The sequence below is a fragment of the Aurantiacibacter atlanticus genome, from assembly GCF_001077815.2.
GTDB lineage: Bacteria > Pseudomonadota > Alphaproteobacteria > Sphingomonadales > Sphingomonadaceae > Alteraurantiacibacter > Alteraurantiacibacter atlanticus.
Genome location: NZ_CP011310.1, coordinates 2,310,250 through 2,329,242, shown reverse-complemented (window position 1 = coordinate 2,329,242; position 18,993 = coordinate 2,310,250). Strand labels below are relative to the sequence as shown.

Genomic DNA, 18,993 nt, shown 5'->3' with positions numbered 1-18,993 from the left:
CGTCGGGGGCGCATAGCCGCCTCCCTTGCAAAAGGGAAGAGTGCGCTTGCGTGTAACCATCTCGTTCATATGGCCGCAATTGTATTGCGACAATTTGTTACTTTGCTCCGCTTGCCGCGGGCAGCGCTCTGCCACATATGCCAGGCATAGGTGGGGACCAGACAAGTCAATTCAAGGATTAGACGTGAATATCAGGATTTCCACCAGCTTGGCGGCAATTGCCGCAGTACTTGTTTGCCCGCCCCTTTCCACCGTCGCTCTGGCAAAATCTGCGCCCGCAGCCGCGCAACAGGCTGACCAGGATCCGGAGACATCGCCTGACCCTGTGCAATCGGAAGACGATATCAATGAGATCGTCGTTTATGGTGCGCGGCTGATTGGCCGCGTGGATGCGCCGCAGCCGCCCATCCTCGAACTCGATCAGGAAGATATTGCCGCTTATGGCGCCGGTTCCATCGCCGAGCTGATAGAGGCGCTGGGCCCGCAGGTTTCAAGCGGGCGCGGCAGAGGGTCCTCCGGTCAGCCGGTAATCCTGGTGAATGGCGTGCGGATTGGTTCTTTCCGTGAATTGCGCAGCTATCCGCCCGAAGCGATAGAGCGCACCGAAATCTATAGTGAGGAAGTGGCGCAAAGCTTCGGCTATTCGCCGGATCAGCGGGTGGTGAACATCATCCTCAAGGACAAATATTCCAGCCGCGAGCTGGAGCTGGAATATGGCCAGCCTTTTGACGGCGGCTATTCCACCCAGCAAGTCGAAGGCACCTATCTGCGCATCGACGGGCCAAGCCGCCTCAATGTGAATGTGGAATGGGACAATTCCAGCAGTCTGACAGAGGGCGAGCGCGGCGTTGAGCAGTCCATCGGTAGCCATCCGATCATCGCAACTGATCCTGACCCGGCAAATTTCCGCAGTCTGGTAAGCGACTCGGCAGGGGTGGAGGCCACAGTCAACTGGAACACCGCCCTTGGCGACAGTGGCAATCAGTTGAGCCTCAACGGCACCTATGAACGCAATGACAGCCTCAGTTTGCAGGGCCTCGATTCAGTCGTGCTGGAAGATCCTTCGGGCAATACTGCCCTGCGCAGCTTTAACCCCGCTGATCCGCTGGCGGTAGACAGGCGGACGAACAGCTATTCAATTGGCAGCACATTCAACGCGGGATTTGAAGGCTGGCAGGTTACCGGCACGCTTGACGGTACCTATTCCGATACGCGCAGCCGCACGCAATTATCGCTCGACACCACGGCTCTGATGGACGCGGCGCTGGCCGGCGATCTGGCGCTGGACGCTGATCTGGGCGAATTTGCCGAGGCTGGTTTTGACGAAACGCAAAGCGAAAGCTGGAGCCTGAGCGCACTTGCCACAGCCCGCGGCTCTGTCATCGAACTGCCCGCAGGCGATGTGCAGATGACGCTGGATGCCGGATATGACTGGAACGCCATTGAGAGCATCGACACGCGCAATCCGGGCGTCTTGACCGATCTTTCGCGCAACCAGTTTTCCACCGGTGTAAATGTCTCGATACCGATCACGAGCCGCGATTATGAATTTGGCGGCGCCATTGGCGATGTAACGCTCAACCTCAATGGCGGGATCGACGAGCTTTCCGATTTCGGCACTTTGTTCGATTGGTCCGCAGGGCTGACCTGGGGTGTGTTTGACGGGATCACCTTGAGTGCGACCTATATCGCCCGCGACAGCGCACCCACGCTCAGCCAATTGGGCAGCCCCGAGATAGTGACACCCAATGTCGCGACCTTCGATATTGCGAATAATGAAACCGTGCTCGCCACGGTCATCACCGGCGGCAATCCGGATTTGCCCGCACAATCGCAAAATGATTGGAAGCTGGGTCTTAATTGGGAATTGCCCTTCATCGATCGCGGCAGCTTCCAGATCGAATATTTCAACAACCATTCTGAAAATGTGACAGACGGCTTCCCGGTTTTGACGTCCGCAATCGAGGCGGCATTTCCCGACCGCATAGAGCGTGACACGAACGGCCAGCTGACCCAACTCGATCAACGATTCGTGACCTTTGCGGAGCAGGATGTCGAACGCCTGCGCTTTGGTCTCAATCTCAACGGGCAATTTGGTGGCGGTGAGGAAGCGACTGGGGGCAGGCAGGGACGTGGCGGAGGCGATGCGGCTTCTGCTGGCAGACAAGGCGGTGACCAGTCCGGCAGACCGGCTGGCGCGCGCGATCCTGAACGCCTTGCCGCAATGCGCGCCCAGTTCTGCGAATCCGAACCCGATGCATTGCTGGCGCAGTTCAATGCCGCATTGCGCGCCGAGGCCAATGGCGAAGCTGCGCCGACTGGTCCGGACGGCGAGCCGCTCAGCATTCCGGGCAGGATGCTCCAGCGGCTGACCGGTGAGGATGGGAAGATCGATCCTGAACGTTTTGCCACGATGCGCGAGCGCATTTGTAGTTCCGATCCTGCGCAATTGGCCAGAGGTCCAGGCGAGCGCGCTCCGGGTGCAGGAGCACAGGCTCGCGGTGACAGGCAGGGCGGGGGCGGCCAACGTGGCGGGGGCGGCCGTGGCTTGGCCCGCTTGTCAGGGGGCAGTGACGGTCCACCGACAGGTCGCTGGTTCCTGAATGTCCAATATGAGCTTGAGCTGGAAAACAGCGTGCTGATTGCACCGGGTATCGACCGACTCGACCTGCTTGAAGGAGATGCCCTGTCAGGCGGCGGCCAACCGCGCCATTCGATAAATTGGCGCAGCGGCGTATTTTACGATGGCTACGGCTTGCTGCTGTTCGCTCGCTATACCGGAGAATCCAATATCGCGGGATCGGGTCTGCCCGGCAGCACCGATTTGATGTTCCACAATTATGCTACGGTCAATATCCGCAGCTTCATCGATCTTGGAAAGCGCGATAAGCTGGTGGCAGCGGCGCCCTTTTTCGAAAACACGCGAATAGGTTTCGATATCGACAACATTTTCGATACCCGCCAGCGCGTGACGGATAGCAATGGGGATACGCCGCTGCGCTACCAGCCGTTCCTGATTGATCCGACCGGGCGTTCCTTCGAAATCGAATTCCGCAAGCTGTTCTGACAATTGCCAGACGGAACCGGGTTACAGCGCCTGTGCAGCGGCATGGGCGCTGGCCCACGCCCATTGGAAATTGTATCCGCCGAGCCAGCCGGTCACATCCACCGCCTCGCCGATCACGAACAGGCCGGGGACCATTTTGGCCTCCATCGTTTTTGACGATAGCTCCGCTGTCGAAATGCCGCCTGCGGTAACTTCGGCCTTGGCAAAACCTTCGCTGCCATTGGGATGGAAGCGCCAGTTGGACAATCGCTCCCCCGCGTTGCGCAAGGCCTTGTCCGGCAAATTGCCAAGATCGCCTGACGCGCCCTGATCTTTGTGAAGCTGCTCGCAAAGCTCATCGGCCAGCCTGTCAGGCAGAGCTTCGCGGATGATTGTGCGCAGGTGCAGCGCGGGCGTTGCGCGCTTGGCATCGATCAGCCAGCCGGGCTCGCGATCTGGCAGGAAATTGATGGCAAGGGGGTCCCCGGCTTTCCAATAGCTCGAAATTTGCAGGATTGCAGGTCCAGACAAGCCGCGGTGGGTGAATAGGGCAGCTTCGCGAAAGCGTGTTTTGCCTGCCGCTGCCTCGACATCGGCTGCAACGCCTGACAGTTCACGGAACAGCACTTCTTCGCCGCCCAGCGTCAGCGGGACCAGTGCAGGCCGCGGCTCCACTATCTTGAGGCCGAACTGCCGTACCAGCCGATAAGCAAAATCGCTCGCTCCCATTTTGGGGATGGATGGTCCGCCGGTTGCGATAACGAGGGCAGGGGCGTCAAAGCTGCCATATTGCGTTGTGACCCGATAGCTTCCGCCCGTATGCTCGACACTGGCGACATGTTCATTGTTGCGGATCGTCACCTTGCCCGGGCCAGCGGCACATTCCTCCAGCAGCATATCGACGATCTGCCGTGCCGAACTATCGCAGAATAGCTGGCCAAGCGTCTTTTCATGCCAGGCGATGGAATGCTTCTCCACCAGGCCGAGGAAATCGCGCGGCGTATAGCGGCTGAGCGCCGATTTTACGAAATGCGGATTGGCCGACAGATAATTTGCAGGGCCAGCGTTGATATTGGTGAAATTGCACCGTCCGCCGCCAGAGATGAGTATCTTCTTGCCGACCTTCTCACTGCTTTCGAGCACCAGCACGCGCCGCCCGCGCTGCGCGGCCAATGCTGCGCAAAACAGGCCGGCTGCCCCGCCGCCAAGAATTATCGCATCGTAAGTGTCAGACAATCAAGCCTCGCTGCTGAAAGGGTACCGCCGCGGGTGCGCAGCGAAGAAGAACAGGATGGTGCCAACCGCGAAAATCAGGCCGAGCATCTGGAACGCCTTTGCGCTTGCATGACTGGCAACCCACAGGGTGGCGACAGCTGCCAGTAATGCGATAACCAGATGCCACCATGGCGTTTGATCGCCATCCCTTCGTTCCAGCACGGGCAAGGCCAGTGCAGAAAGCAGATAGGTGACCAGTCGGGACAGCGTGCTGGCCACCGCCAGTGCAGCAAACCCGCCCCAGAAGCTGAAAAGAATGGCAATACCACCGTAAAAAAGGATCGAAACGTCTGGCGTCTGAAAGCGTGGTGACACGTGGGCAAAAACGGCAGGAAGTGTCCCTTGTTCTGCCATGCCATAGGTCATGCGTGGCACGACGATCCCGCCATTGAGTGTATTTGCCGCAACAGAGAAGGCCGCAGCCAGCGAAATCACCACCACGCCCGCTTGTCCGGCAATCTCTCCGGCGGCAGCAGCCAGCGCGCTCTCACCGCCACCTGCATCGGGCGCGATTGCCAGATATGCCCAAATGACCAACATGTAGAAAAGCGCGACTGCTGCCAGCGTAGTCATCAAGGCGAGCGGAATGGTGCGGCGCGGGTTGCGCAATTCACCAGCCGGAAAATTCGCATTCTCAAACGCCATATACGCATAGAATGTCAGCAGAACGACGCTTTCAAAATCAGTGAATTGAGGAAGGGTTAGGCCCACTGCGGGGTCATGGGTAAGCAGGCCGACGATGGTCAACACGACAAGCGGCGCAAGCTTGATTATCGTCATTGTCCCAAGGACGCGAACCGATGCGCGCATTCCCACCAGATTGATCACGGTTACAAAGGCGATGAACGCGATCGTGGCGACAGAGCGCAGAAAGGGATCTTCAAGAGCAGGAAACAAGACCGCCAGATAAGCGATGGCGACATGCGCATTTGCCGCCACGGCCACTACGGCTGAAGCGTAACGCATCCAGCCCGATTGAAAGCCGGCAAATTTCCCGAAAGCGGCGTTGGCATACAGCACTGGCCCGCCGTGACCATCGAACCGCATGGCCAGGGCCGCAAATACCCATGCCAGCGGCAGAATGATCAATGCGCCCAGCAGCATCATCCACGGGGCGAAATTTCCAACCGCGGCTACCAGAATGGCCGGCATGGCGAAAATGCCAGAACCGATCATGCCATTCACGGGAAACAGCGCCGTGCCCCAAAAACCTACCGTGCGCGGCAGCTTATCCGCTGGGTTCATGAAATTTCCTGCCCGTTCAATGGAAAGCAGCACGCTGCCCTGTGGGACGCGCCAGCGCAAGCTTTGCCAATTGATCTATCACCTCCTATCTCGTGGCTGATGTCGCGCAGCAAAGCAGGTTCTCCGCCCGATCCACGGGGCAAGGAGCGTTTCAATGAAGAACGCGCAGCCTATACGGTAAAGGGCAATGCGCAGCCTGATCTGGACGGTGGCATCACTGCAATCCGCGAAGTGGTCAAAACGCTGAAGCCCAAGCCTGGCGTTTACCGCATGATCGATGCGCGCGGCGATGTGCTATATGTCGGCAAGGCGCGTAGCCTGAAGGCGCGGGTGGCCAATTACACGCAGATCAAGGGGCTGACGAACCGCCTTCAGCGCATGGTTTCGCAGACGCGTGGCATGGAAATCGTGACCACCAATTCAGAGGCCGAAGCGCTGCTGCTGGAAGCGCAGTTCATCAAGAGATTTCGCCCGCCTTACAATGTGTTGTTGCGCGATGATAAGAGTTTCCCTTTCATCCATCTGCGCGAAAGCCACGATTTTCCGCGCATCATGAAGCATCGCGGAGCGCGCAAGGCTAAGGGCGCATATTATGGCCCCTTCGCCAGCGCGGGATCAGTCAATACGACGATCAATGCGCTGCAGAAACTATTCCTCCTAAGGTCTTGCACAGACAGCTTTTTTGCACGTCGGGATCGACCGTGCCTCCTGTATCAGATCAAGCGGTGCAGTGCGCCATGTGTCGGGCGGATCGACAAGGAAGGCTATGATCGGCTGATCCGCGAAGCGAAGGATTTCCTTGGCGGCAAATCGGGCGCTGTGCAGGCGCAGATAGAACAGCAGATGGCGCAAGCGGCCGAAGCGCTTGACTTCGAAACTGCAGCGCTGCTGCGTGACAGGCTGCGGGCCGCGACTTTCATTCAGGGATCGCAGGCCGTCAATGCCGAAGGGGTAGGCGATGCCGATGTTTTTGCCCTGTCGGCCAAGGGCGGCCATGTCGGCATCCAGGGCTTTTTCGTGCGCGGGGGGCAGAACTGGGGTCATCGCGCGTTTTTTCCCAGTCATGTGCAGGATGTGGAAGACGCCGAAGTGCTGGCGCGCGTGCTTGCGCAGTTTTATGAAGAGGTGCCGCCGCCGCCGCATATCCTCGTCGATCGCGAATTGCCTGAACAGGCGCTGCTTGAAGAAGCTTTTGCAAAGCTGGCGGGGCGCAAGGTCAGCATTTCCATCCCGCAGCGCGGCGAAAGGCGCCGCCTGATGAAGCAGGCCAGCCGCAATGCAACGGAAGCGCTGGACAGGCGACTGGCTGAAAGCGGTACACAGGCAAAGGTCATGCGCGAATTGACTGAATTCCTCGAATTACCGGAGGTGCCCGCGCGGATCGAGATTTATGACAACAGCCACATTCAGGGCAGCAAGGCAGTTGGCGCAATGGTGGTGGTGGGGCCAGAAGGCTTCATCAAGAACCAATATCGCAAGTTCAATATCAAGAGCGCGCAGACCAATGACGATTTCGGCATGATGCGCGAAGTGCTGGAACGCCGCTTTTCCCGTGCCATGAAGGAAGATCCGGACAGGGAGAAGGCGGGCGTGTGGCCTGATCTTGTGCTGATTGACGGCGGCAAGGGGCAAATGAGCGCCGTGCGCGACACGCTGGAGGAATTGGGCATAGAGGACGTGCCGCTGATCGCGATTGCCAAGGGCCCGCATCACGGGCGCGAAGGGCGCGAAGTATTCCACTTTCCCGATGGACGTGAAAAGACGCTGCCAACGAATTCGCCGGTATTATTCTACATGCAGCGCCTGCGTGACGAATCGCACCGCTTTGTCATTGGCGCACACCGAGCCAAGCGCAGCCGCGCCATCACGGCATCTCCGCTGGACGAAATCCCTGGCATCGGTCCAGCGCGAAAACGCGCATTGCTGCTGCATTTCGGCACCGCCAGCAAGGTGCGTGCAGCCGCGCTGGCCGATTTGAAACGCGTGCCGGGCATCAGTGAGAGCGGCGCGCAGAAAATCTACGATTTCTACCACGCGCGCTAACATTTTGACGCAGATCAAGGTGTTTGTGATATGGTGCGCGCATAGGTGGTGCAGGAGGAATGTCATGCGATCACTATTGCTTCATGTTCACGATGAACCGGCCTTCGATGCACGGTTGCAGGTCGCTCTTGATCTGGCGCGCGCATTTAAAAGCCATCTCACATTACTGCACACCATACCTTTCACTATGGTGATGCCGATTGATCCCTATGGCATGACTGCTGCCGAACTCTCGCCCTCTGCCAAGGTCGCCGCAGATGAATTTCGCATTCGTATCGAAGCACGGCTGACAGGCGAGGATGTCGCATGGGACTGGGCCGCGGAATTTGGCTTGGCTTCGTCACAGATTCTCGAACATGCGGCGCTGAGCGATCTGGCGATACTTGGCGCGGGCAATAGCGATGACAGCAAGAGCGCATCAAAACTGGCGGGAATGCTGGCAATGCAATGCCGGACGCCGATACTGGTGGTGCCGGATAAGGCGCGCGGAATAGATCCCGGCGGTGCGGCAGTGGTCTGCTGGAACGGATCGCAAGAGGCATCGCGCGCCTTGCGCGCAGCTGTGCCCCTGTTGCAGGCGGCCAGCGCGGTCACGCTCATCCAGGTCGCGGAAACAGACGAACAGGAAGAAGGATTGTTGCCGCCGACGGCAGCCGCCCGCTTCCTCAACCGGCACGATATCGATTGCGAGATTGCGGAGATCGCAAGGGACGGGCGCAATGTTGGCGCCCTTTTGCGTGATGAGGCGCAAGCGCGTGAAGCACATTTCATGGTGATGGGCGCCTATGGCGTGCCTCGCTTGTTCGAAACGCTCTTCGGCGGTGTCACCCGCACTGTACTGACCGATCCCCAAGTGCCCGTGCTACTGGCGCACTGAGCATGCCAGCAGCCCGTCAGTTTACGCGCTGCAATTGCAAGTCATGGAAATCATAGGAGAAATCGGTGAGGTCGGAGATTGCCTGCATTGTCAGGCCGGTCACCGCGCCATCTTCCACCAAAAAATCGACATAGGCATCAGCCTTCAACGATGAATCGGGCCAGAAAGCGGCAAAGCGATTGCCGGAAAAATGCGTCAATGCGCCATCCAGAATTTCCGAACGGCTCATATCGATAAATAGCCCATCAGCGTCCTGACTAATATGGACATCCCCATACCAGGCATCCCGATAGGTGCCAGCATAGGCGGGAAGCGCAAGGTCAGGCGCGCTGGGGGCACCGGGCGCCTGCACCATGTCGGCGATCAGGACTTCTCCGTTTTGCTCTGCCGACCTGAAAGCTGCGCCCAGATCCGCAATCAGATCACGCTTCTCATCTGCAATAAGCGCGTTGGCAATGTGATAAGTGAAGCTGTGTGCTGCCGGTCGGTAATCATTCGACGATGCGAAAATCGCGATACCTTTTTCGGGCAGCAGAATCAGATTGCTGACCACGCCCGGCGCGCCGCCTGAATGGCGCACCATCAATGTTCCCTCGTAATCCTGCACGAACCAGCCCAGCGAATAGAGCGCGAGGTGGCTTGAGCCGCTGGCCTTCAGAAAGCCGGGAGCTGACACTGGCGTCACCCCTGTCCAGACTTCTGCCAGCTGCGCTTCGCTGAGCAGGCGCTCGCTCCTTTGTGTAACCCCGTCATCCAACCAGAATTTGGCCCAGGTCATCATGTCGCCTGCGGTGCAGAAAATGCCGCCAGCCGCAGACCATGTGGGAGAGAATTGCAGCCGTTCGTCCACCGGCACGCCGGCGTCTGCGTTGGCGGCGCGTTCATGCCCTGTCACAACCGACATTCCTTCAGGAATACGGTCCATCTGAGCAGCGCATCCCGTCAGGCCGATGGGAACAAGCAGTTCATCGGTGACGAAATCGGCCCAGCTATCTCCGGAAACCCGCTCCACAATTTCACCCGCGACGATGTAGAGCAGATTGTCGTAGGCGTAGCCGTCCCGAAATCCGGTGGATGGGCGCAAATGCGGCAGGGCGGCGATTACGTCTGCCGGGGCTGCATTGCCATCGGGCCAGATGAGCAAATCGCCTGCGCCGAGCGGAAGGCCGGATCGGTGCGTGAGCGCATCGCGCACGGTGAAATGTTCGCTCACCCACGGATCATACATTGCAAATTCGGGAATGTAGCGGCGCACAGGCGCATCCCAATCGACCTTGCCGCGATCCACAAGGATTGCGAGCGCTGTAGTGGTGAAAGCCTTTGAGATTGACGCGATGGGAAAGGCCATGTCGGTGGTGACAGGGCGGTTGCTGCCTTCTTCTGCTGTGCCCAATGCGCCGAGATACACCATTTCGCCATCGATCAGCACCGAAGCGACCATGCCGGTGGAATCGTAACCTTCAAGGGTTCGCTGCAATTCCGCTTCGTAATCGAGCGCGGGCCGGCTGACTGGCGCGACAGCAGCGACGTCCTGTGCCTGTGCAGCCGGAGATATGGCGGCCAGCGTCAAAGCGATCAAACTTGCCAGAACTTTCATCCCGCGCGAATTTCCCATTTGAGATCCGGTGTCAAAGGTGCCGCAACATACCTTCCTGCGTAACACTTGCCACCAAACGCCCATCGCGTGAAAAAATTTCACCTCGGGAAAAGCCCCTTGCGTGGCCGGACCACGGGCTGTCAGTGCGAAAGAGGAGCCATTCGTCGAGCGAGAAATCCTCGTGAAACCATACTGCGTGATCGAGGCTGGCCCCTTTGACCTTCCCCTGATGTAACGCCTTCCCGGATGGCTGGATTGCCGTTGCGAGGAGCTGGAAATCCGAAACATAGGCCAAGACCGCGCGATGCACTGCCAGATCGGTTGGCAATGGGGAAATTGTGCGAAACCACACGTTGCTGACCGGCTCGCGTGACTGCGGAGATTGCCAGTCGCGCGGTTCTACTGATCGAAAATCCACTGGAAGGGGTCGTTCCAGAAATTGCTTGATCCGTCCTTCTGGCAAGGCCTCGGCCATTTCGCGGCGAATTACGGCATCTGGCACCAAGTCCTCTGGCGGTAGAACATCGGGCATCGCGGGATGTTGGTGGCCCGGACCTTCCACCACCTTCTGGAAAGACGCGACAAAATTGAGGATAGGCTTGCCCTGCTGGCTGGCCACAACGCGGCGATTGGAAAAGCTGCGCCCGTCCAGATCACGTTTTACGCGATATTCGATAGGCAATTCATCGCTGCCCGAACGCAGGAAATAAGCGTGAAGCGAATGGACAGGGCGATCCTGGTCTACAGTGCGGCTGGCTGCGCCAAGTGCCTGCGCAATGGCTTGCCCGCCAAACACACGTCCGGTTCCGTCAGGCCGTCTTCGGCCGATGAAAATATCCGGACCGGTGGCCTCCAGATCGAGGAGAAAGACGAGATCGGCGACAATCCTTTCGGGCGTCGGTTTTTTTTCGGGAAAGGCATCCATCAATGTTTCCCATGCTCGCAGCCAGCCCGTGCGTCAAGCGAGCCCGGGAATCTTGCGCGCAATCCGCATAGCTGTGGCTTTTATGCGATTGCGTGCTGGCCAGCGGCCCGGGGCCCTGGGTTTCAGGCCCCACCGGCGCAACATATTGTTGAGCGCACGCGCATCGGCCTCTGCAAAGCTCCATTCGCTGCGCCAGGTTACCGACAGTGAGATTGAAACTTCCTTGCCATTGCGGACATGATGGGGCGCCATCACGGGCACGTAAATGGCATCCCCACGATAAAGGTTGAACCTGTGGCCATTGCTGGAAAATGCGTCATCCCAACGCAATTCGCGTGCGCCGCCTGTATGATAGGCCTCATGGCTCTGATCAGGCGCGAAGCACGAATCACCTGCCGGATAGACCGTCATCGTCTTCCTGCCGCGCAATTGCATCAGGATATTGTGTTCAGGATCAAAGTGATAGGGTGTCACGGCATGGGGGCTGGAAATGAAGACAAATCCTTGCATGTCCATCATCTTGCCCGTGCGCGGCTCCACGACCGGGCGGATTTCTTCCAGAAGATCTTTCAATAGCGCGGCATAGGGCGCTATTTTCTCGATATTCTTCAGCACGGCCCAACTGTTTGATGTTGCAATAGAGTGTATGGTTTCCCCGATCGTGAGGCCATTGCCTTCGGGTTTGCCATCGACGCCGATTGGCACATCACCACGGTTATATTCGACCTTATCGGCTGGCAGGACTTCACCAAGCATCGCCAGCGCATCGAGATCGAGCAGTGGATGGGACATCAGCCGATGTTCCAGCTTGTGGGCACCTTCGGGATAGGAGAGCTTGAAGCTGTCACGCGAAGTGGCTGGGAAGGTGCGTCGGGCGCTCGTCGACCGAGTGCGGATGGAGCGGGTCATGTCTGTCATGCTGATACCGTCATGTTAAGTGGCTTGCCACGCCCCCGCGTTTCATGGCGGGCGAGGGCGGCAAAGATGGCACGGCGGACCGGGCCCCCGATGCCGATGGAATGGCGGGCGATGGTGCGCCGCTCGCGCCAGAAATGGTCGATCATCGGATGATCCTGCGCTGCGCAGCTATCGGTCCAGATAATGTCGTCGCGATCCAGCATGGCAAGGTTTTCCCGCTGAAGAAGCACACCAGGTGAAAAACGGGCAAAATCCTCGTCAAATGCGGTCTTGAACGAAAAGGCGCCCGGCGCGGTGAGGAAATTGGCGAGCATCGCAATGGGCTGGCCATCCAGTGTCATGGCAAAGCGTTGCAGCCGCCCACGCTGCGCAGCACCTTCCAAAGCACCACAAAACAGACTTTGCGTAGCAATATCGCAGGCGAGGGCAGAACCGGATTTGCCTTTCCAACCGCGCCGCTCCAGCGCGAGGAAATTCTGCGACCAGTCTGCAATTGCGTCAGCATTGTCCAGCTTCTCCACCTCAAGCGTGCCCATTTCGGCAAGGCGGCGTTGCTGGCGGCGAAGTTCCTTGCGCTTCTTGGTCGACAGCGCCTGATCGAAATATTGTTCGGAAGTGTCCGTGCTGGATAACATTGCGCGCGTTTCAAGCATGACGGTTGCGGCCGGGCGCGCATTGTCCTTCGGCGTGAGATAGGTTTGCAGCGCATCATGCACCGGCCCGGTGGTGGGCATTTGTGTGAGGTGCAGGAAAGCAGCCATTCGCGGGCGGCGATCAGCCCAGCTGAACAGATGTTGCCAGAACATGCGTTCAAACCCCCGCGCAACCAGCGGAGTGCCGAGGAAGCAATTATCGTGCACCCAATTGCGCAGATGTGGCACGGGATAGCCGTAATAGCGGTTTTCCCTTTTGACAGGCATCAGCCCGAAAAGCCTGCCGTCCACTTCCAGCTTGAGTATGGTCACGCTGCCCTGCGGATCGAGCGCATCGAGCGCAGGAAGCATGAACCAGCTTTCGAAGAATGGATTGGGCTCGGCAACGATCTGGGCGAGAGCATCCCATTCGGAAATGCGATCCACTGAGGACATGTCACGCCAGTCACATGCCGAAAAAACCGCCTGTGTTCCGCGCAGCGCACCATGAACGCAGCCATCCCCTGCCAGGGGGAACCCGCGCGTTTCAAGATGAAAATGTTTGCCCAATGGCCTGTGCTTACTCGTTGAAGGCGGGATGCATTCACCCGCTGCACAGTCTCTGCGCCATTCCCCGCCAAGGAATGGCTAAGCGTTAGGGTAAAGAAAACCCTGCCCGGATTGCTCCGGACAGGGTTTCAGGTGCCGAAAATTCGGCGGTTTCGCCGTCAGGCAGCGTTTGCAGCCAACGCTGCCAGCAAAAGCAGCGCGACGATATTCGTAATCTTGATCATGGGGTTCACGGCAGGACCGGCAGTGTCCTTGTAAGGATCGCCAACCGTATCGCCCGTCACCGCAGCCTTATGCGCTTCAGAGCCCTTGCCACCGTGATTGCCGTCTTCGATATATTTCTTGGCATTGTCCCATGCGCCGCCACCTGCGGTCATGGAAAGCGCCACGAACAGGCCGCCGACAATCACGCCGAGCAACAAGGCACCTAGTGCGGCAAAGCCGTTTTCCTGGCCTGCAATGGCGGTGATGACGAAATAGACCACAATCGGTGCGAGCACCGGCAGCAGCGACGGAATGATCATTTCCTTGATCGCCGCCTTGGTCACGAGGTCCACCGTGCGAGCGTAGTCAGGCTTCTCGGAGTAATCCATGATGCCCGGCTTTTCCTTGAACTGCTCGCGCACGTCCTTGACCACATCGCCCGCAGCGCGGCCAACAGCGGTCATGCCCATCGCTCCGAAGAGATAAGGCAAAAGCGCGCCGAGCAGCAGACCGACGATCACATACGGGTTCTCAAGGCTGAAATCGACATCCGCATTCGGGAAGAATTCGGCCAGATCGGTGGTGTAGGCGGCGAACAGGACGAGTGCGGCAAGACCGGCAGAACCGATGGCATAGCCCTTGGTCACAGCCTTGGTAGTGTTGCCTACCGCGTCCAGCGCGTCTGTCTTTTCACGCACGCTTTCATCCAGACCAGCCATTTCGGCAATGCCGCCGGCATTGTCGGTGACAGGACCGTAAGCGTCCAGCGCCACGACCATGCCTGCAAGTGCCAGCATCGACGTCGCCGCATAGGCAATGCCCATGAGCCCGGCGAGCTGATATGCGCCGATGATACCGGCCACGATGGCCAGCGTCGGCAGCGCAGTCGATTCAAGACTGATGGCCAGACCCTGGATCACATTGGTGCCGTGGCCTGTTTCAGACGACTTGGCGATAGAGCGGACCGGACGGAAGCCGGTGCCCGTGTAATACTCCGTGATCCAGATAATCACGCCGGTGAGCACCAGACCGATTACCGAAGACCAGAACAGGTCCATGCCGGTAAACACGGCGATGGACGATGTGCCTTCTTCCGACAGCGGAGCGCCCGGATCGACTGCGCCAAGATTGGCATCGCCGAACGGGGTATTCATGTCGCCCAGCGCATAATGGATGACGAACCAGATCAACGGGACGGACAGAACGGCCGTGACAAGGAAGCCCTTGTACATTGCGCCCATCACATTCGTGCCGCCGCCAAGGCGCACGAAATAGGTGCCGATAATGCTTGTGACGATGCACGCGCCGCCGATCAGCAGCGGCAATGCCATCATCGGCATAAGCATATCGCCGAGGCCCTTCATCAACAGCGCGGTCAGGACCATGGTTGCACCAACGGTGACAACATAGGTTTCGAACAAATCGGCAGCCATGCCGGCACAGTCACCGACATTGTCGCCAACGTTATCGGCAATAACGGCAGGGTTGCGAGGATCATCCTCGGGGATGCCCGCTTCTACCTTGCCGACGAGATCGGCGCCGACGTCTGCGGCCTTGGTGAAGATACCGCCGCCAAGACGTGCGAAGATGGAGATGAGCGAGGCACCGAAGGCGAGACCGACAAGGCCGTCAATTACTTCACGGCTGTTGGCCGCATGGCCGGCGGGGCCGGTCAGATACCAGAAGAACACCGCAATCGCGAGCAGGGCAAGGCCTGCCACCAACATGCCGGTTATGGCACCTGCGCGAAAAGCCAGGGTAAGACCCTGTTGCAGGCCCGTCATCGCGGCTGCTGCCGTGCGCAGATTGGACCGCACCGAGATATTCATCCCGATAAAGCCCGCCACACCTGAAAGGATGGCGCCGATGATGAAGCCGATGACAGGAATAATGCCGAGGAAAATCCCGACCAGCACCGCGACGACAACACCGACAATCGCGATGGTTGTATACTGGCGTTTCAGATAGGCTTGCGCGCCTTCCTGAATAGCCCCGGCGATTTCCTGCATTTTTTCGTTGCCGGGATCGGCACCGAGAACCTGGCGGCTGGTTATAAAGCCGTAAACGACGGCGAGAAGTCCCAGCACAACTGCGATAAGTACGAGGTCCATGACCTTTTCGTCCCCTCTCCAAAATGAAAACGGCCCGGTTTGCCGGGTCCGCATATGTATCAGGGCTAGGGAAGTCGTTCCAATTCCACAAGCGCAAAGCGCCAGTTTCTTACAGAGAGAGGCGGATACCCCCCTATTTGTGCATATATCCCAATCCATCGGAATTGATGATTGGTTCACCATCCAGGAACAGCGGGGCAAAACCCCTGGCCTCCACCGCGCCTATTCGCGTGGCCTGAACGGGAGGAAAAGTGCCTTCCGGCAAGGTAAACAGCAATTCGTAATCATCGCCCCAGCGAAGGCAATCATCGCGCCGTGCCTCATCGGCCACGGGCACATCAGCACCCTGTATCGCAAAGGAAGCTTCGCTCGCTTCGGCCATGCGAAATGCGTCGAGCAGCAGGCCGTCCGATATATCCATCATGGCAGTGGCGAGCGGGGCGAGGTCGAAACCTTCCGCCAGGCGCGCCATCGGGCGGGAATAGGCTGTCGCATCGGCTCCGGTGCCATCACGCAGGGCCTCGAAACCCAGCATGGCCTTGCCAAGGACGCCGGTCACAAAAATCGCATCACCGATCCGCGCACCAGCGCGCGCGGGGACTGGCGTATGCGCTGCCTTACCGATCGCTGTCAGCCCCATTGCCTGCCCACCCTTGCCATCGGGCGCGCCTGCCACCGTGTCTCCGCCCAGCAGCGGCACACCGTAATGCGACAGTACATCGTCCAGCCCTTCGACAAAGGCATCATCGCCAGCGCTCAGCATGTAGCCGAGCACTACGCCCAACGGCTCTGCTCCCTTTGCGGCAAGATCGGAAAGATTGGTGGCGACCAACTTCCATGCGACATCGGCCATGTCCTGCCCTTTCAGGAAGTGGCGGCCTTCCACCAGCATGTCATGCGTTATGACGAGAGTATGATCACCCAATGACAGGACGGCGACATCATCTGCCAGTCCACGGGCTCCCTCATGCAGGGGCAGATGACGGAGAGCTGCGATAAATTCCGTTTCATTCAAGGCATCAACCCCCTCGACATCATTAACCTGCCAGATCAGACCCTAATCGCGCGCATCCTTGCCGATTGCATCCAATATGCCGTTCACGAACTTTGCTTCACGTTCATCAAAAAAGGCGTGGGCGACATCGACATATTCGCTGATGGCGGTGGCCTTGGGCACATCGGCCCGGGCGAGCAATTCATAGGCGCCGCAGCGCAGGATTTGCAGCATCGTCTTGTCGAGGCGGGCGATCGTCCAGCCCTGCGCCAGTTTGCCTTGCAACGCGGCATCAATTTCATCCTGCCGCGCAATCGTGCCGGACACGACGTCGTCAAAGAAATCGACCTCGGCCTCTTCATATTGATCGTCTTCGATTTCCTTGCCCAGCCGATGCTGGTGGAATTCATCAAGCAGTCGGGCGGTGGCGGTCTTTTCCATATGGCGCTGATACAGCGCCTGCACGGCGGCAAGGCGCGCGGCGGAACGGTGGCGGGATCGGGCGGGCTTGTTCATTTGAGGCGCACTTTCACGCTGGCGGCATGGGCGGGAAGCCCTTCAATTTCTGCAAGGGCGGCGGCGGCTGGCCCGATGGTGCGCAGGGCGGCTTCATCTAGCTCGATAAAGCTGGTGCGTTTCATGAAATCCAGCACCGAAAGGCCGCTGGCAAACCGCGCCCTGCGCCCAGTGGGCAGGACATGATTGGGTCCGGCGACATAATCGCCGACGGCTTCCGGAGTATGACGGCCAAGAAAAACGCTGCCCGCGTGGCGGATTTTTGCAAAGATCGCTTCCGGATCGTCAACGGCCAGTTCAACATGTTCTGCCGCAAGGCGATCAGCGAGGGCGGGGGCCTGTGTGGCAAGATCGTCCACCACGAGGATTACGCCGTGGTTTTCCCAGCTTTCATGCGCCGTGCGCTGCGTCTTGATCTGCGCCAGCAGCACGCCGAGCGCATCTTCGACCATTTCACCAAATTGGGCATCGTCGGTAATCAATATGCTTTGGCTGGCGGGATCGTGTTCGGCCTGGCTGAGCAGGTCTGCCGCAAGCCAATCGGGGTTTGATTTATTGTCCGAAATGACGAGGATTTCACTGGGCCCTGCCACCATGTCGATGCCGACCACGCCGTAAAGCTGGCGCTTGGCTTCTGCCACCCAGGCATTGCCGGGGCCGGTGATGACATCGACCGGTGTGATCGTTTCGGTGCCATAGGCCAGCGCGCCAATCGCCTGCGCCCCGCCGATGCGCCAGATTTCCTCGATACCGCAAACATGCGCGGCGGCGAGCACCAGATCGTTGATTTCTCCCCTTGGCGTGGGCGTGGCCACCACCAGTCGCTCTACCCCGGCAACCCGCGCTGGAATTGCATTCATCAGCAGGGATGAAGGATAGGCAGCGCGCCCGCCCGGAACATAAAGCCCCGCCGCGTCTACGGGCAGCCACTTGGCGCCCAACCTTACGTTCTGCGCGTCGCGATAATCGCGGTCCTGCGGTCGCTGGCCCTCGTGGTAGTCGCGTATCCGGTCTGCGGCGAGTTGCAACGCCTCCTTCGTTTCCGGCGCAAGCTCATCATGGGCAGCACGGCACTGGTCTGCATCTATGCGCCATGTGGCAGGATCATCAGACAACGCGTGCTTGTCCAGCCGCATGGTCATGTCGCGCAAGGTATCATCACCGCTCTGACGCATCTTGCGCAGTATTTCGCGCACGTCATGCGCCACAGTCTCATCGCTTTCCCGGCGATCGTTCACGATGCGGGTGAATTTGCGTTCGAAATCCTCATCACCGATATGCAGGCGCTGCATCAGGCAGCATCCTTCATCGTTGCAGCGCGGAAGGCATCTACCAATGCGGCGACGCGTGGATCGGTTTTCAAGGCGGCGCGGTTGACGATCAGGCGGCTGCTGACCTGCATGATCGTATCCTTTTCCACCAGCCCGTTGGATTTGAGAGTCTGACCGGTCGACACCAGATCGACAATGCGACTGGCCAGTCCGCTGTAAGGTGCAAGTTCCATCGCGCCGTTCAGCTTGATACATTCCGCCTGGATGCCCTGCCGTTCGAAATGGCGGCTGGTTATATTGGGATATTTGGTGGCAACGCGCAGGTGGCTGGCATTGCCGGACGATGTTTCAATCGGCTTTGCAGGTTCCGCCACCGACAGGCGGCAGGCGCCGATACCCAGATCAACGGGGGCGTAAAGCTCCGAATAATCGAATTCCTCGATCACGTCCGAACCCACGATGCCTGCCTGTGCCGCACCGAAGGCGACGAAAGTGGCAACATCGAAAGCGCGTACACGAAAGATACGCATGTCTCCGCTGGTATCGGCAAAGCTGAGCGAACGGTCTTTCTTGTCGTGAAAGGCGCTTTCCGGCACGATGCCTGCACGTTCCATCAAGGGCACGGCCTCATCGAGGATGCGGCCTTTGGGCACAGCAAAAATCAGCGGTCCGAAGCGCTGGTTTGTTGAAGAAATGGATGGGGCAGCTTGTGTCATCGCCGCGCGATGTAGAGGTGATGTGGGCAAAGGGCAATGCGCAGCTAATGGAG

At 58.8% G+C, this 18,993-nt stretch carries 14 protein-coding genes; 3 read left to right on the top strand and 11 right to left on the bottom strand.

Annotated features, from left to right (window positions below; genetic code table 11):
- Positions 1-184 precede the first annotated feature (184 nt).
- Positions 185-3,067 (top strand): TonB-dependent receptor, encoded by a 2,883-nt coding sequence (locus CP97_RS11260; RefSeq protein WP_082863808.1) that lies wholly within the window; start codon positions 185-187, stop codon positions 3,065-3,067.
- Between the two features lie 21 nt (positions 3,068-3,088).
- On the opposite strand, the gene CP97_RS11255 is transcribed toward CP97_RS11260, so the two are convergent.
- The gene (locus tag CP97_RS11255; RefSeq protein ID WP_048886020.1) at positions 3,089-4,282 is read right to left on the bottom strand and encodes a BaiN/RdsA family NAD(P)/FAD-dependent oxidoreductase; all 1,194 of its coding nucleotides are present in this window, start codon (positions 4,280-4,282) and stop codon (positions 3,089-3,091) included.
- Positions 4,283-5,566, bottom strand: a complete 1,284-nt coding sequence (locus CP97_RS11250) for an APC family permease (RefSeq protein WP_048886960.1) — start codon at positions 5,564-5,566, stop codon at positions 4,283-4,285. It abuts the gene before it with no gap.
- Between the two features lie 99 nt (positions 5,567-5,665).
- Between CP97_RS11250 and uvrC the strand changes: the two genes are divergently transcribed.
- Positions 5,666-7,609, top strand: coding sequence for an excinuclease ABC subunit UvrC (gene uvrC / locus CP97_RS11245; RefSeq protein WP_174539165.1), 1,944 nt, complete (start codon positions 5,666-5,668; stop codon positions 7,607-7,609).
- A 64-nt stretch (positions 7,610-7,673) separates the two neighbouring features.
- Complete coding sequence (locus CP97_RS11240) at positions 7,674-8,486, top strand: universal stress protein (protein ID WP_048886019.1); 813 nt, start codon at positions 7,674-7,676, stop codon at positions 8,484-8,486.
- A 16-nt stretch (positions 8,487-8,502) separates the two neighbouring features.
- Here CP97_RS11240 and CP97_RS11235 read toward each other — a convergent pair whose 3' ends face one another.
- The 9 genes from CP97_RS11235 to hisG form a co-directional block, all read right to left on the bottom strand.
- Positions 8,503-10,083 (bottom strand): serine hydrolase, encoded by a 1,581-nt coding sequence (locus CP97_RS11235; protein ID WP_063612427.1) that lies wholly within the window; start codon positions 10,081-10,083, stop codon positions 8,503-8,505.
- A gap of 31 nt (positions 10,084-10,114) precedes the next feature.
- The gene (locus CP97_RS11230; RefSeq protein WP_048886017.1) at positions 10,115-11,008 is read right to left on the bottom strand and encodes an acyl-CoA thioesterase; all 894 of its coding nucleotides are present in this window, start codon (positions 11,006-11,008) and stop codon (positions 10,115-10,117) included.
- A 33-nt stretch (positions 11,009-11,041) separates the two neighbouring features.
- Complete coding sequence (locus tag CP97_RS11225; protein WP_418202069.1) at positions 11,042-11,926, bottom strand: cupin-like domain-containing protein; 885 nt, start codon at positions 11,924-11,926, stop codon at positions 11,042-11,044.
- The gene (locus tag CP97_RS11220) at positions 11,923-13,128 is read right to left on the bottom strand and encodes a GNAT family N-acetyltransferase (RefSeq protein WP_227819591.1); all 1,206 of its coding nucleotides are present in this window, start codon (positions 13,126-13,128) and stop codon (positions 11,923-11,925) included. Before CP97_RS11220 ends, CP97_RS11225 begins: the two co-directional genes overlap by 4 nt.
- 158 nt (positions 13,129-13,286) lie before the next feature.
- Positions 13,287-15,443, bottom strand: a complete 2,157-nt coding sequence (locus CP97_RS11215; RefSeq protein ID WP_048886016.1) for a sodium-translocating pyrophosphatase — start codon at positions 15,441-15,443, stop codon at positions 13,287-13,289.
- Positions 15,444-15,576: 133 nt separating this feature from the next.
- Positions 15,577-16,458 (bottom strand): thiamine-phosphate kinase, encoded by an 882-nt coding sequence (thiL, locus tag CP97_RS11210; RefSeq protein WP_048886015.1) that lies wholly within the window; start codon positions 16,456-16,458, stop codon positions 15,577-15,579.
- A gap of 42 nt (positions 16,459-16,500) precedes the next feature.
- Positions 16,501-16,953 carry a transcription antitermination factor NusB gene (nusB, locus tag CP97_RS11205; protein ID WP_048886014.1) on the bottom strand — a complete coding sequence of 151 codons (453 nt, stop codon included), beginning with the start codon at positions 16,951-16,953 and terminating at the stop codon, positions 16,501-16,503.
- Positions 16,950-18,245: a histidinol dehydrogenase gene (gene hisD, locus CP97_RS11200; RefSeq protein WP_048886013.1), complete on the bottom strand. Its 1,296-nt coding sequence runs from the start codon at positions 18,243-18,245 to the stop codon at positions 16,950-16,952. Before hisD ends, nusB begins: the two co-directional genes overlap by 4 nt.
- A complete protein-coding gene (gene hisG, locus CP97_RS11195; protein ID WP_048886012.1) occupies positions 18,245-18,940 on the bottom strand; it encodes an ATP phosphoribosyltransferase in 696 nt (231 codons plus the stop codon). Before hisG ends, hisD begins: the two co-directional genes overlap by 1 nt.
- Positions 18,941-18,993: the final 53 nt, after the last annotated feature.